This window comes from Rhodosalinus sp. K401 (assembly GCF_041365735.1).
Classification (GTDB): Bacteria; Pseudomonadota; Alphaproteobacteria; order Rhodobacterales; family Rhodobacteraceae; genus Rhodosalinus.
The window spans coordinates 58,407-71,790 of sequence record NZ_JBGFSI010000012.1; the positions used below are offsets into that span (position 1 = coordinate 58,407).

12 protein-coding genes are annotated in these 13,384 nt (G+C 68.6%); 2 read left to right on the forward strand and 10 right to left on the reverse strand.

The annotated features are described in order from the left end of the window. Window positions 1-98: 98 nt before the first annotated feature. Window positions 99-1,775, forward strand: a complete 1,677-nt coding sequence (locus AB6A66_RS13245) for a formate--tetrahydrofolate ligase (protein ID WP_371056262.1) — start codon at window positions 99-101, stop codon at window positions 1,773-1,775. A gap of 128 nt (window positions 1,776-1,903) precedes the next feature. Continuing rightward, the gene (gene folD, locus AB6A66_RS13250) at window positions 1,904-2,806 is read left to right on the forward strand and encodes a bifunctional methylenetetrahydrofolate dehydrogenase/methenyltetrahydrofolate cyclohydrolase FolD (RefSeq protein ID WP_371056263.1); all 903 of its coding nucleotides are present in this window, start codon (window positions 1,904-1,906) and stop codon (window positions 2,804-2,806) included. A 3-nt stretch (window positions 2,807-2,809) separates the two neighbouring features. Here folD and AB6A66_RS13255 read toward each other — a convergent pair whose 3' ends face one another. The 10 genes from AB6A66_RS13255 to AB6A66_RS13300 form a co-directional block, all read right to left on the reverse strand. Continuing rightward, window positions 2,810-3,256: a PaaI family thioesterase gene (locus AB6A66_RS13255; protein WP_371037030.1), complete on the reverse strand. Its 447-nt coding sequence runs from the start codon at window positions 3,254-3,256 to the stop codon at window positions 2,810-2,812. A 29-nt stretch (window positions 3,257-3,285) separates the two neighbouring features. Then, window positions 3,286-3,999, reverse strand: coding sequence for a ligase-associated DNA damage response endonuclease PdeM (gene pdeM, locus AB6A66_RS13260; protein WP_371037029.1), 714 nt, complete (start codon window positions 3,997-3,999; stop codon window positions 3,286-3,288). Between the two features lie 73 nt (window positions 4,000-4,072). Further along, the gene (locus AB6A66_RS13265; RefSeq protein WP_371056264.1) at window positions 4,073-6,475 is read right to left on the reverse strand and encodes a ligase-associated DNA damage response DEXH box helicase; all 2,403 of its coding nucleotides are present in this window, start codon (window positions 6,473-6,475) and stop codon (window positions 4,073-4,075) included. A gap of 88 nt (window positions 6,476-6,563) precedes the next feature. Beyond that, complete coding sequence (locus AB6A66_RS13270) at window positions 6,564-7,880, reverse strand: ATPase (RefSeq protein WP_371037027.1); 1,317 nt, start codon at window positions 7,878-7,880, stop codon at window positions 6,564-6,566. A gap of 108 nt (window positions 7,881-7,988) precedes the next feature. Next, entirely contained in the window at window positions 7,989-8,486 is a 498-nt protein-coding gene (locus AB6A66_RS13275; protein WP_371056265.1) for a prepilin peptidase, read from the reverse strand. Between the two features lie 16 nt (window positions 8,487-8,502). Next, window positions 8,503-9,360: a tetratricopeptide repeat protein gene (locus AB6A66_RS13280; RefSeq protein WP_371037025.1), complete on the reverse strand. Its 858-nt coding sequence runs from the start codon at window positions 9,358-9,360 to the stop codon at window positions 8,503-8,505. 30 nt (window positions 9,361-9,390) lie between these two features. Then, a complete protein-coding gene (locus AB6A66_RS13285) occupies window positions 9,391-9,957 on the reverse strand; it encodes a tetratricopeptide repeat protein (RefSeq protein ID WP_371037024.1) in 567 nt (188 codons plus the stop codon). Window positions 9,958-9,959: 2 nt separating this feature from the next. Beyond that, window positions 9,960-10,946: a type II secretion system F family protein gene (locus tag AB6A66_RS13290; RefSeq protein ID WP_371037023.1), complete on the reverse strand. Its 987-nt coding sequence runs from the start codon at window positions 10,944-10,946 to the stop codon at window positions 9,960-9,962. 4 nt (window positions 10,947-10,950) lie between these two features. Further along, complete coding sequence (locus tag AB6A66_RS13295) at window positions 10,951-11,919, reverse strand: type II secretion system F family protein (protein ID WP_371037022.1); 969 nt, start codon at window positions 11,917-11,919, stop codon at window positions 10,951-10,953. A gap of 3 nt (window positions 11,920-11,922) precedes the next feature. Further along, the gene (locus tag AB6A66_RS13300; protein WP_371056266.1) at window positions 11,923-13,368 is read right to left on the reverse strand and encodes a CpaF family protein; all 1,446 of its coding nucleotides are present in this window, start codon (window positions 13,366-13,368) and stop codon (window positions 11,923-11,925) included. Window positions 13,369-13,384: the final 16 nt, after the last annotated feature.

Here is a 13,384-nt window from a genome sequence, read left to right on the forward strand (position 1 = left end):
GAAACGCGCGCCGCCCCCCGGGGCCCGCGCGGTATAGGCGGGCCGGACCCCCGCCGGCGCGACGCCACGCGCCGGCCAGAGACAAGGACAGCCGAGCCATGAGCCACAAATCCGACATCGAGATCGCCCGCGAGGCGCAGAAGAAACCGATCCAGGAGATCGGCGCGAAGCTCGGCATCGGGGCCGAGGACCTGCTGCCCTATGGCCACGACAAGGCGAAGGTCAGCCAGGCCTTCATCGACCGGGTCCAGGGCAACGCGAACGGCAAGCTCATCCTCGTGACCGCGATCAACCCCACCCCCGCGGGCGAGGGCAAGACGACCACCACCGTGGGCCTCGGCGACGGGCTGAACCGGATCGGCAAGAAGGCCGCGATCTGCATCCGCGAAGCCTCGCTCGGCCCCTGCTTCGGGATGAAGGGTGGGGCCGCGGGCGGCGGCTACGCGCAGGTCGTGCCGATGGAGGAGATGAACCTCCACTTCACGGGCGATTTCCACGCGATCACCTCGTCGCACAACCTGCTTTCCGCGATGATCGACAACCACATCTACTGGGGCAACGAGCTCGGCATCGACGAGCGCCGGGTGGTCTGGCGCCGCGTGCTCGACATGAACGACCGCGCCCTCCGCGACATCGTCACCTCGCTCGGCGGCGTGGCCAACGGCTTCCCGCGCCAAACCGGCTTCGACATCACCGTGGCCTCGGAGGTAATGGCGATCCTCTGCCTCGCCACCTCGCTTTCCGACCTCGAGCGCCGGCTGGGCGACATCATCGTGGCCTACACCCGCGACAAGGCGCCGATCACCTGCCGCGACCTCAAGGCCGACGGCGCGATGGCGGTGCTGCTCAAGGACGCGATCCAGCCCAACCTCGTGCAGACGCTGGAGAACAACCCCGCCTTCGTCCATGGCGGACCCTTCGCCAACATCGCCCATGGCTGCAACTCCGTGATGGCGACGAGCACCGCGCTCAAGATCGCCGACTACGTGGTGACCGAGGCGGGCTTCGGGGCCGATCTGGGCGCCGAGAAGTTCATGAACATCAAGTGCCGCAAGGCGGGCCTCGCGCCCGCGGCGGTGGTGGTGGTGGCCACGGTGCGCGCGATGAAGATGAACGGCGGCGTCGCCAAGGCCGATCTCGGCGCGGAGAACGTCGACGCCGTGAAGGCGGGCTGCGCCAATCTCGGCCGGCACATCGAGAACGTCAAAAGCTTCGGCGTGCCGGTCGTCGTCGGCATCAACCATTTCGCCGGGGACAGCGAGGCCGAGATCGCGGCGGTGCAGGACTACGTGGCCGGGCAGGGCTCCGAGGCGATCCTCTGCAAGCACTGGGCCGACGGCTCCGCGGGGATCGAGGAACTGGCGACCCGCGTGGCCGAGATCGCCGACAAGGGCGAGGCCAACTTCGCGCCGCTCTACCCCGATGAGATGGGCCTTCTCGAGAAGGTCGAGACGATCGCCAAGCGCATCTACCGCGCGGACGAGGTGCTGGCCGACCAGAAGATCCGAACCCAGCTGAAGGAATGGGAGGCCGCGGGCTACGGCAATCTGCCGGTCTGCATGGCCAAGACGCAGTATTCCTTCACCACCGATCCCACCCGGCGCGGCGCGCCCAACGGCCACTCCGTGCCGATCCGCGAGGTGCGCCTTTCGGCCGGCGCGGGCTTCGTGGTGGTGATCTGCGGCGAGATCATGACCATGCCGGGCCTGCCCTCGGCACCCGCGGCCGAAACCATCCGGCTGAACGACGAAGGCTTCATCGAGGGGCTCTTCTGACCGGGGGATAAAGGGAATATGCGTGCGAGCACGCACCCTGCGCCAGGCGCTGCTGTCGGGTGCGTGCTCGCATGCACCCGCTATGGCAGACGCGGGACATGACAGCAGAACACAGAGCGAGGATCGGCATGACGGCGACAATCATCGACGGGAAGGCCTTCGCCGCCCGTATCCGCGGCGAGGTGGCGGAGCATGTGGCGCGGCTCAAGGAGGCGCACGGCATCCAGCCGGGTCTCGCCGTGGTGCTGGTGGGCGAGGATCCGGCGAGCCAGGTCTATGTCCGCAACAAGCACGCCCAGACGCTCGAGGCCGGGATGGAAAGCTTTGAGTACCGCCTGCCCGCCGACACGCCCGAGGCCGATCTTCTGGATCTCGTGGCCCGGCTCAACGCGGACCCGGCGGTGCACGGCATCCTTGTGCAGCTGCCGCTGCCCGGCCATGTCGACGCGGAAAAGGTCATCAACGCGATCGACCCGGCGAAGGACGTGGACGGCTTCCACATCTCGAACGTGGGGCTGCTGGGCACGGGGCAGAAGGCGATGGTGCCCTGCACGCCGCTCGGCTGCCTGATGATGCTTCGCGACCATCTGGGCAGCCTCTCGGGGCTGGAGGCGGTGGTGATCGGGCGCTCGAACATCGTGGGCAAGCCCATGGCGCAGCTGCTTCTCGGCGACAGCTGCACCGTCACCGTCGCCCATTCGCGCACCCGCGACCTGCCCGGGGTGGTGCGCCGCGCCGACATCGTGGTGGCGGCGGTGGGCCGGCCCGAGATGGTCGAGGGCGACTGGATCAAGCCCGGCGCCACGGTGATCGACGTGGGCATCAACCGCGTGGACGCACCCGAAAAGGGCGAGGGCAAGACGCGCCTCGTCGGCGACTGCGATTTCGAGAGCTGCGCGGCGGTCGCGGGCGCCATCACGCCGGTGCCGGGCGGCGTCGGCCCGATGACCATCGCCTGCCTCCTCGCCAACACGCTCACGGCCTGCTGCCGCGCCAACGGGCTGCTCGAGCCCGAGGGCCTGACTGCCTGAAGCCTAGCCCTGCCCGCGGGGCGCGACCGCGACCATCGTGCCCTGCAGGAGCGCCACCTGCGTCTCTGCGTCCCAGACCTCGGCGCTCACCACGCTGAGGCGGCGCCCGGCGCGCACGACGCGCCCCGTCGCCGTCAGCAGCGGGCCGCGCGCCGGGGCGAGCAGGTTGATCTTGATCTCCGCGGTCAGCACCTCCGCGCCCTCGGGCATGAGCGTGAGCGCGGCGTAGCCCGCCGCGCTGTCGCCGATGGCGAAGGGAAGCGCCGCGTGGGCATAGCCGTGCTGCTGACGCGCGCCCTCTACCACCGGGGCCTCGATCACCGCCGCGCCTTCGGAAAGACGCACGAGACGCGCGCCGAGCGTCGTCATCATGCTCTGCGCGGCGAAGCTTTCACGGATGCTGGCCTCGCGCGCGGGCCCGAGCGGCGGGGTCGGGGCGGGATCGGGCATCGGCTCTCAGGCTCCCTTGCAGTGCGCGCTCAGTTTCGCCCGCCGCGGCCCAATGTGGCAAGCGGGCGGGGCCGGGCGCGCCCATGACGCATGGGCACCGCCACGGGCCGCGCCCCCGTCAGTACCGCGCGGGCGTCCGGCCCCATCAGCGCCTGCAGCGCATCCGCGTCCGTGCGCAGACCGCCGGTGTAGGTGCCGTAGGCGGGCAGGATCGCGCGGTGCGTGTCGATCAGGAAGGCCGGCCGCGTGATGCGCGCGCCGCGCCCCGAAAGGCTCGCCTTCGGGTGGTAGTGCCCCGAGACCTCGCCCTCCGCACCGGGCCCGGCGATGTGGCGGAAGACGAGCGGCGGCTCGGCGGCGTCCACGAGATGGGCGCCCCCCAGCGTCACCGGCCCCGGATCGTGGTTGCCGGCGATCCAGATCCAGCGCCGCCCCGCCTGCATCCGCGCGATCCGCAGCAGCACCTCTTCGGGCAGGGCGGCGGCCGCGTCGTCGTCGTCGAAACTGTCGCCGAGGCAGATCACCGTCGCGGCCCCCGTCGCGGCCAGATCGGCGGCGAGCCGGTCGAGCGTGTCCTGCGTCTCGTAGGGTGGAAGCGTCGGACCCCCGCGCCGCGCCACCCGCTCGGCCTTGCCCAGATGGAGGTCGGAGACGCAGAGGAGCCGCCGCGCCGGCCACCAGAGCGCGCCGGAGCCCAGCGCCTCAAGCGCCGCGCCGGCGAGGGTGAAGGCGTACCCGTTCATGCATTGTTCCCTGCCCCGTTTCAGCGCGCGAGGCAAGGGGAGAGACGCGGCCAGGTGCGCGCGCCCGGGCGCCTCAGGGCGGGAGGCCCGCGTCTTCCATGAGCTGCGCCGCGGCCTCCTCGAGCAGGCGCTCGCGCCCCGCCCCCTCCACCGGCACGCGCCCCGGCTCCAGGAAGAGCGGCGCCGAGAGCGGGCTGAGACGGTTCAGCGCGACGTGGTCGATCCGCCCGGCCACGCGTTCGGTCATGGCGCGCAGGCGCCCGAAATCCACGAGCCCCCGCATCGCCTCGTCGCGCGTGATGCGCATGAGCAGATGATTGGGGTCGTATTTGAGCAGCGTGTCGTAGAGGATGTCGGAGGAGAAGGTGGCCTGCCGTCCCGTCTTGCGCTGGCCGGGCATGTTGCGCTCGATGAGGCCCGCGATGGTCGCCGAGGCGCGGAACGTCCGCTTCATCACCGCGTTCGCGGCAAGCCAGCGCGCCAGCCCCCGCTCGAGCGCGTCAGGATCGAAGAGCGGCGCGGGGTCGGCCACCGCCTCGAGCCCCCAGATCAGCGTGGCGTAGTCGGTGGCCACGAAGCCGAGCGGCGCAAGGCCATCCTCTTCCATCCGCTTGGTGAGGAGAAGCCCGAGCGTCTGCTGGGCGTTCCGCCCCGCGAAGCCGTAGGCGACGAGATGGGCGCGCCCCTCGTGCGGGAAGGTCTCGACCAGTAGGCGCCCGGGTTCCGGCAGGCGCGAGACCTCGCGCTGAAGCGCCAGCCACTCCGCCGTGTGGGCGGGAAGCTGCGGCCAGCGCCCGGCGGCGAAAAGGCGCAGGATGCGTTCGGAAAGCTGCGTGGAGGTGGCGAATTTCGTGCCGCCGAACACGGCGATCCTGGGCGTGCCGGTGGCGGCGTTCGAGACCTCCAGCGTCAGTTCGCGCAGCCCCTCGTAGCGCACCACGCGCCCGCCGATGAGAAAGGTATCCCCCGGCGTCAGGGTCGCGGCGAAGGCCTCTTCCACCTCGCCCAGCGACGGGCCGCGCCCGCGCATCCGCACCTTCAGAAGCTCCGCGTCCTGGATGGTGCCCGCGTTCATGCGGATGCGCCGTGCGGTGCGCGGGTCGCGCAGCGCCCAGCGCCCGTCCGGCCCCTGCCGAAGCCGTTGCCAGCGGTCATAGGCGCGCAGCGCGTAGCCGCCGGTCGCCGCGAAATCGAGGCAGGCGTCGAAATCCGTCCGTGCAAGATCCGCGTAGGGTCCGGCGCGGCGCAGCTCGGCGAAAAGCGCGTCGGCATCGAAGGGTCCCGCGCAGGCCGTCAGCAGGATGTGCTGGCAGAGCACGTCGAGGGGGCCCGGGCCGCGCGGCGCCCCGTCGAGCTCGCCCGCGCGCACCGCCTCGAGCGCGGCCACGCATTCCACCACCTCGAAGCGGTTGGCGGGCACGAGACGCGCCTTCGACGGCGCATTGTAGCGGTGGTTCGCGCGCCCGATCCGCTGCACGAGGCGCTTGACGTTCTTCGGCCCGCCCACCTGGATGACGAGGTCCACGTCGCCCCAGTCGATCCCGAGATCGAGCGAGCCGGTGCAGACCACGGCGCGGAGCTCGCCCGCCGCCATCGCCGTCTCCACCCGCTCGCGCTGGGCGCGGTCGAGGCTGCCGTGATGGATGCCGATGGGAAGCCCGTCGTCATTGGCCATCCAGAGCGCGCGGAAGAAGATCTCCGCCTGCGCGCGGGTATTGTGGAAGACGAGCGTGGTGCGGTGGCGTCGGATCTCCCGCAGGACGTCGCCCACGGCGTAGACCCCGCCGCCGCCGGCCCAGGGCGGCGCCTGCGCCGTGTCCAGCATGGCGATGTCGGGCGCGGGGACCGGATCGGCCGCGAGCACGTCGCAGGGGTCGGGATGGGGCGCGAGAAAGCGGGCCAGTGCGGGCGGATCCTCCACCGTCGCGGAAAGCCCGACGCGGCGCAGCCCCGGACGCAGCGTCTGCAGGCGGGCGAGGGCGAGCGCCAGCTGGTCGCCGCGCTTCGATTCAGCGATCGCGTGGATCTCGTCGACGACGACCCGCTCGAGCCCGGCGAAGATCCGCGGCGCATCCTCGTAGGAGGTCAGGAGCGCCAGGCTTTCGGGCGTCGTCAGCAGGATGTGCGGCGGGTCCGCGCGCTGGCGCGTGCGCCGGCTCTGGGCGGTGTCGCCGGTGCGGTCTTCCACGCGCACCGGCAGCCCCATCTCCTCGATCGGCCGGGCGAGGTTGCGGCGGATGTCGGCGGCGAGCGCCTTGAGCGGCGAGACGTAGAGCGTGTGAAGACCGCGATGCGTCCCGTCGGCGAGCTCTGTGAGCGAGGGCAGGAAGCCTGCGAGCGTCTTGCCGCCACCCGTCGGCGCCACGAGCAGGAGCGCGCGCGCGTCCTTGCGCGCCAGCAGCTCCAGCTGGTGGGGATGCGCCTGCCAGCCACGGGCGGCGAACCATTGGGCAAACGGGGCGGGCAGGGCGGTCATGCACGACAGATAGGGAGGGGCCCAAGAGTTTTCGAAAACTCTTGGGAAAATTCTTCGAAGAATTTTCCGCCCGCCCGGGCCGGGCGGCTCACTTCACGATCTTCTCGTCCCGCACGAACATGTTGGCCCAGGCCCGGTCGACGAGTTCGGGCGACATCTGGTAGGGGATGCCCTCGAACTCGCAGATCGAGATCATCTGGTCGATCAGGAAGATCGGCTGGTAGTTGGCGTAGACGTTCCCGATCGTCGGATACTTGTTCTGAAGCAGGTGGATGAGCGCGTCCTCGTCGAGCGGCATCTTCTTCTTGCGCGCCACGAGCGCGAAGATCTTCAGGAAATTCTCCTGCGTCGGTCCGTCCACCTTGATCTTGAAGAAGATCCGGCGCAGCGCGGCCTGGTCGAAGATCTCGTTCGGGTGGAAGTTCGTCGAAAAGATCACCAGCGTGTCGAAAGGCACCTCGAACTTCTCGCCCGACTGCAACGCGAGGATGTCTTTCGATTCCTCGAGCGGCACGATCCAGCGGTTCACGAGCGCCTGGGGCGGATCGGCCTGGCGGCCGAGGTCGTCGACGATGAAGATGCCGCCCGAGGCCTTCAGCTGAAGCGGCGCCTGGTAGGTGCGCGCCGTGGGATTGTAGACGAGATCGAGCATGGAAAGCGAAAGCTCGCCCCCCGTGATCACCGTGGGCCGCTCGCAGCGCACGTAGCGCGTATCGAAGGTGCGTCTGCGGCGCAGGCTCGTCGGGTCGTCCACCTCCTCCTCGGCGGCGGAGTGCACGATCGGGTCGTAGACGGTGATCACCTGGCCCGCGTATTCGATCGCGCGGGGCACGTAGATCTTGTCGCCCATCGCGTCGCGGATGCCGTTCGAGATCGACGATTTCCCGTTGCCCGGCGGCCCGTACATCAGGATCGACCGGCCCGAGCTGACCGCGGGGCCGAGATGGTCGAGCAGATCCTCGGGCAGCACGAGGTGCCCCATCGCGTTGACGAGCTGGGCGCGGGTGATCTGGATGTCGCGGATCGACTGGCGGCGCATCTGCTCGCGGTAGGCCTGAAGCGGCACCGGCATGGCACCGAAATATTCCGACTGCGAGAGCGCGTCGAGCGCGCGGGACTTCCCCGCATCGGTCAGCTGGTAACCCATCTCGTTGCCGGCATTGGCGCTCAGCGTGCCGGTCGCCTCGACCAGCTTCTGCTGGCGCGCGAGGTCCACGAGTTCCTGCGTGACGTTCACCGGAAGGCAGACCGCGCGGGCGAGATCGGAGGCGAGGTCGAGGTTCTTGCGGAACATCGTCTTGAGCAGGATGTCGCGCATCATCACGAGCGGAAGTTCCATCTCGTCCAGCCGCCTCGGCGGCGGTGGCGGTTCCACTCTCGTGCTCGCGGCGGGTTGCATGTTCATCGGCGGTCCCCCGGTTTTGCCTGCACGGCGGCGAAGATGCGTCCGGATCGCGGGCGCGACAGGGAATAACGGTGGCGTTTTCGTGGCATTTCGTGCCGTCCCCTCCTCTCAGCTGCCCCACACGGCGCCGAGCGCCAGATAGGCCGCGAGCGTGCCGCCCAGGGCGAGGCCCATGGGGAAGTCGCGCCCGCGGGTCCAGCTTTCCCAGTCCGGCGCGAGTTGGCGCAGCGGCGTCGCGCGAACGAGGCGGTGCGACACGAAGGCGGCCAGCAGGACCGCCGCGAAGAGCGCGATCAGGAACCGCATGTCGCCGGGATGAATGAAGGGCGCGGCCGCGGCGGCGAACTTGGCGTCCCCCGCGCCCATGACGCCGGCCGCGTTCAGCACGATCCCGAGCGCCAGCACCACGGCAAGTTGCACGAGCCGCCAAGGGTACTCCGCAAGTGGCAGCGCCACGAGCCCCACGGCGAGGAAGATGCCCAGAAGCGCCAGCACCGCCCGGTTGGGGATCTTCATGGCGCGCATGTCCGACCAGCAGACGTAAAGGCAGACCGGCACCACGAAGGGCAGGAACCACTGCGCTGACGCGGCGCTGATCTGCAGCATCTGCGAGCCGTCCCGGTCAGCCGCGGGTGTTGCCTTCGAGCGCCGCCAGGCTTCTTGCGGCGGCCTCGAAGTGCTGCGGATGGGTCTCGATGGCCTCGCGGAAGATGCCCTTGCCGGTCTCGGTATCGCCACGCTTCACCGCGGCGAGCCCGAGGGTGTGCAGCAGCTGGGCGCGCTCCACCTGGCTCATCGGGATGACGGGGAGGGTGTAGTTGCCCTGCGCGCCCCGGGCCATGACGAGATTGTTCTTGGCGGTGAAAAGCTTTTCGTCTTGCCGGATCGCCTCGAGAAAGAGCCGCTCGGCCCCCGCGTAATCGCCGCGCGAGAGTTTCGAGAAGCCCCAGTTGTTCATCACGTTCGCGGGTTGTGTGGTCAGCCCCACCGCCGTTTCGTAGAAACTGTCGGCCTTCTTCCAGTCCTTCTCGCTGTCGGCGATCATCGCTTCGAGGCGGTAGCGCCGGAACGTCTCGTGCGTGGGCGGGATCGAGTCGAGCACCTCGCCGGCGCGGCCCCACTGGTCCGCCCGGATCAGCGCGTCGGCGAACGCGACGCTGTCCTCGTCGGTGGCCTCCTCGTGGGCCGCCACCTTTTCCCAGGCCGGGACGGCCTCGGTGTTGCGCTTGGCGCGCACGAGCGATGTGGCGAGACCGCGCAAGAGGTCGATCCGCTCCGGCTCGGCGGCGCTGGCCCGCTGGAAATAGTTCACCGCCTCGCCCGGGTCGGCGGATGTCAGCATCACGTCGTTGAGGTTGCTTTCATCGACGACGTTGAGATCGGCCAGCTTGCGGTCCACGGCATTGCCGTTCGTCCCCGCGCAGCCGGACAGGGCGACGACCCCCGCTAGGCAGAGGGACACGAAGATGGGGTGGCGCATTTGCCTGCGTCCTTTTGCTGCTCTTGCCTCTCAAGGTACGCGGCGGATCAGGTATTCGCTGCTTCCGCGGCGCACCAGCTTGTAATTTTGCTGCTCAGCGTCCACAGCATACGCGGTTTCGTCGAGTTTTGCGAGCGCAAGTCGCAGATTGTCGCGAATCGCGTCACTTTCGCCATCGTCGAGCGCGTAGGCTTTTCGCAGGATCTGCACCGCCTCGGCCGTATTTCCGCGTTCCAGCAGCACCACGCCGAGATTGTTCCAGACCTCGGGCCATGCGTCGCCGCTGTCGGTTGCGCGCCGCAGGAGCGTTTCGGCCTGATTGAGGCGCCCCAACCCGAGATTGGCCGATCCGAGCGCGCTCAGCACCTCGGGCGTGAGCCCGTCGCGCGCCCCCGCGCGCCGGAACGCATCGAGGGCAAGCTCGTATTCTCCGGCCTCCATCAGGCGGTGGCCGACCACCAGCCCGTCGACGGCCTCGCCGCGCGGATCGATGGCAGGGGCGAAGGGGGTGGCCTCGTCGGGCGCACCGGGAAGGACGGAGCAGGCGCCGAGGGCGAGCGTCAGCGATATCGTCGTAAGCGCCCCCGCCCGCCTCATCGCTAGTTGCCGGACATCTCGCCCAGCTTCGCGATGCCGATGGCCGAGGGGCCGATGAGGATGATCAGAAGCGGCGGCACGGTGAGCATCATGGTCGTGAGCGTCATCTTGGTCGGCAGCTTATTCGCTTTTTCCTCGGCGCGCATCACCCGTTTGTCGCGCATCTCGGCGGCGTAGACCCGGAGCGCTTCGGAAATCGACGTGCCGAAGGTCTGGCTCTGGATCAGCACCGTGACGAAGCTCGACACGTCCTGGACGCCGCAGCGCTCGCCCATGTCGGTGAGAACCTGCGCCTTGTCCTTGCCCGCCTTCATCTCGTGGCTGACGATCTCGTATTCGTCGGCAAGCGAGGGGAAGGAGGCCCGCAATTCCCTGGCGACCCGGATGATCGCCTGGTTGAGGGACTGCCCGGCCTCGACGCAGACGAGAAGCATGTCTAGGGAATCGGGAAAGCCGTCGGTGATTTCCTCCTTGCGCTCCTCGACGCGCCGCGTGACCCAGTATTTCGGCAGCAGGTAACCCGCCGCGCCAGGGCCGAGCACGTACAAGGCGAGCTGCTGCGGGCTCGTGTTATCGGCGTCCCCGAAGGCGAGCAGGTAGGCGACCCCGAGGACGAGGCCGAACAGGCCGAACGCCATCTGGGCGAAGTGAAAGATGCGCACCGCCTCGCGCGAGCGGTAGCCCGCGCGCAGAAGCTTCAGCTTGATCGCCGAAAGTTCCTTCGCGTCCTGGGGCTCCAGGAAGTTGGCATAGCGCTTGAGTTTCTCGCCCTTCTCGCGCTGCCGCAGCGCGGCCTGATTCTCGCGGTCGGTGTCGCGCTTCTCGCGGGTCGCATCCTTCAGCTTGTCCAGCGGGTCCTTCTTCACGTTCAGCATGAAGGGAACGGTGAGAAGCACGAGCAGCAGGCCGAGGCCGCCCACCGCGATCATCGGGCCGAGCGGACCCAGCATTTCGATCAGGACGTCGTTGATGGGCGCGAGAGGGTTCATGGACTCAGACCTTGATGTTGATCAGCATGCGCATGACGAAAAGGTTCGCCGTGAGGAAGATGCCCACCAGGAAGCAGGCCGGCACGAACCACGGGTGGTCCAGGACCTCGTCGTAGTAGTTGGGGTCGAGGATGTTGATCGCGATCAGCGCGACGATCGGGAAGGCCGAGAGGAACTTGCCCGACCATTGCGCCTCGGCCGTGATCGCCTTGACGCGGCGGAAGAGGCGGAAGCGCGCCCGGATCACCTGGGCGAGGCCGGCGAGGATCTCGGCCAGGTTGCCGCCCGACTGCTGCTGGATCGTGACGGCCACTGACAGGAACCGGAGGTCCTGGATGTCGAGGCGCTCGGCCATGTGGCGCAGCGCCTCGCCCACGTCCCGGCCATAGGCGGCCTCGTCCGCGATCACGCCGAATTCGGTGGCCAGCGGGTCCGCGATCTCCTTTGAGACGATCGAGATGGCCGAGGAGAAGGGATGGCCGACGCGCAGCGAGCGCACCATCAGCTCCACCGCGTCGGGGAGCTGCTCCTCGATCATCGCGATCCGCTTCTTCGCCTTTGAGTTCACCCAGAAATAGACGCCGCCCACGCCCATGGCGACCGCGGTCACTAGGCGCACCGCAAGGCCCGTCTCGGTGGCGACCGAAAGGCCGATGAACGCCACCATGGTCAGCGCCACCATGATCAGGATGAGTTGCTTCGGCGTGAAGGCGATGGCGGCCTTCTGCGCCCGGTCCGCGAGCAGCGAATAGAGCGGCACGGAGCGCGAGCGCATGTGCTGGTCCATCTCTTTGCGGAGCTTTGCCAGCACCTCCTCGCGCCGCCCGCCGGACTGAAGCATCTCGAGCCGGCGATTGACCCGGTTGTTGAGGCTGATCGACTTGCCGAAAACGGTCAGGTAGATCCCCTCGACAAGCACGAGGACGCTTACGAAGATCGCGCCGTAGATGAGTGGTTCTGCCGAGACTTCCATGGCTTACTCCGCCGCCACAGGGTCGAAGATGGCCGGCGGCAGGTCGTAGCCCCACATCCGGAAACGCTCGGCGTAGTGGCTGCGCACGCCGGTCGCGGTAAAGTGTCCGATGATCTTGTTTTCGGGCGTCAGGCCCACGCGCTGGTAGCGGAAGACCTCCTGCATGGCGATCACGTCGCCCTCCATGCCGGTGACCTCGGTGATGGACACCATCCGGCGCGAGCCGTCCTGCAGGCGGCTCGCTTGCACGATCAGATGCACGGCGCTGGCGATCTGGCTGCGCATCGCCTTCAGCGGCATCTCGATGCCGGCCATCGCGATCATGTTCTCCAGACGCGAGACGGCATCGCGGGCGTTGTTGGCGTGGATCGTGGTCATCGAGCCGTCGTGGCCGGTGTTCATGGCCTGCAGCATGTCGATGACCTCCTCGCCGCGCGTCTCGCCGACGATGATCCGGTCGGGGCGCATCCGGAGCGCGTTCTTCAGACAGTCGCGCTGGGTGACGGCGCCCTTGCCCTCGACGTTGGGCGGGCGGCTTTCCATCCGGCCGACATGCGTCTGCTGCAGCTGGAGTTCGGCGGTGTCCTCGATCGTCAGGATCCGTTCGGCGTCGTCGATGAAGCTCGACAGCGCGTTGAGCGTCGTCGTCTTGCCCGAGCCGGTACCGCCCGACACGATGATGTTGAGCCGGCAGGCCACCGCGGCCTGAAGGTAGGCGGCCATCTCCTCGTTGAAGGCGCCGAAGCGGATCAGGTCGTCGATCCCGAGCTTTTCTTTCTTGAATTTCCGGATCGAGACGAGCGAGCCGTCCACCGCCACGGGCGGAACCATTGCGTTGAAGCGCGAGCCATCCGCCAGGCGGGCGTCGACGTAGGGGTTGGACTCGTCGACGCGGCGGCCAACCGCCGAAACGATCTTGTCGATGATTCGCAGCAGGTGACGCTCGTCCTTGAAGGTGACGTCGGACATCTCGAGCCGGCCGTTGCGCTCCACGAAGATCTGGTGCGGGCCGTTCACGAGGATGTCGTTGACGCTGTCGTCCTGGAGAAGCGTCTCGAGCGGGCCGAGGCCGCGGACCTCGTCGTAGAGTTCCTGGGTGAGGGTGGCACGATCGTCGCGATTCAGGACGATGCCGCGTTCCTGAAGGTATTCGCCGGCGATGTCCGAGATCTCGGCGCGAAGATCGGCCTCGGTGGCGTGCTCCAGCGCGGCGAGGTTCAGGTTGTCGAGCAGCTCGCGATGCAGGTCGAGCTTGATCTCGCCCATCTTCTCCTTGCGCTTCTTTTCCTTGTCCTGCGGACCCGCCTGCGCGGGCCGGTAGGGCATCGGCTTGCGGATGACCGCAGGCTGGTCGACGGGCTGGGCGCGCGGGATCTCGGCGACCTTGGGGCTGCCACCGCCGGGCTTCTGGGCCGGTTCCTGACCGGGCTTCTTGTAGCGCGAAAACATGGGGGCTCCTTCGGGT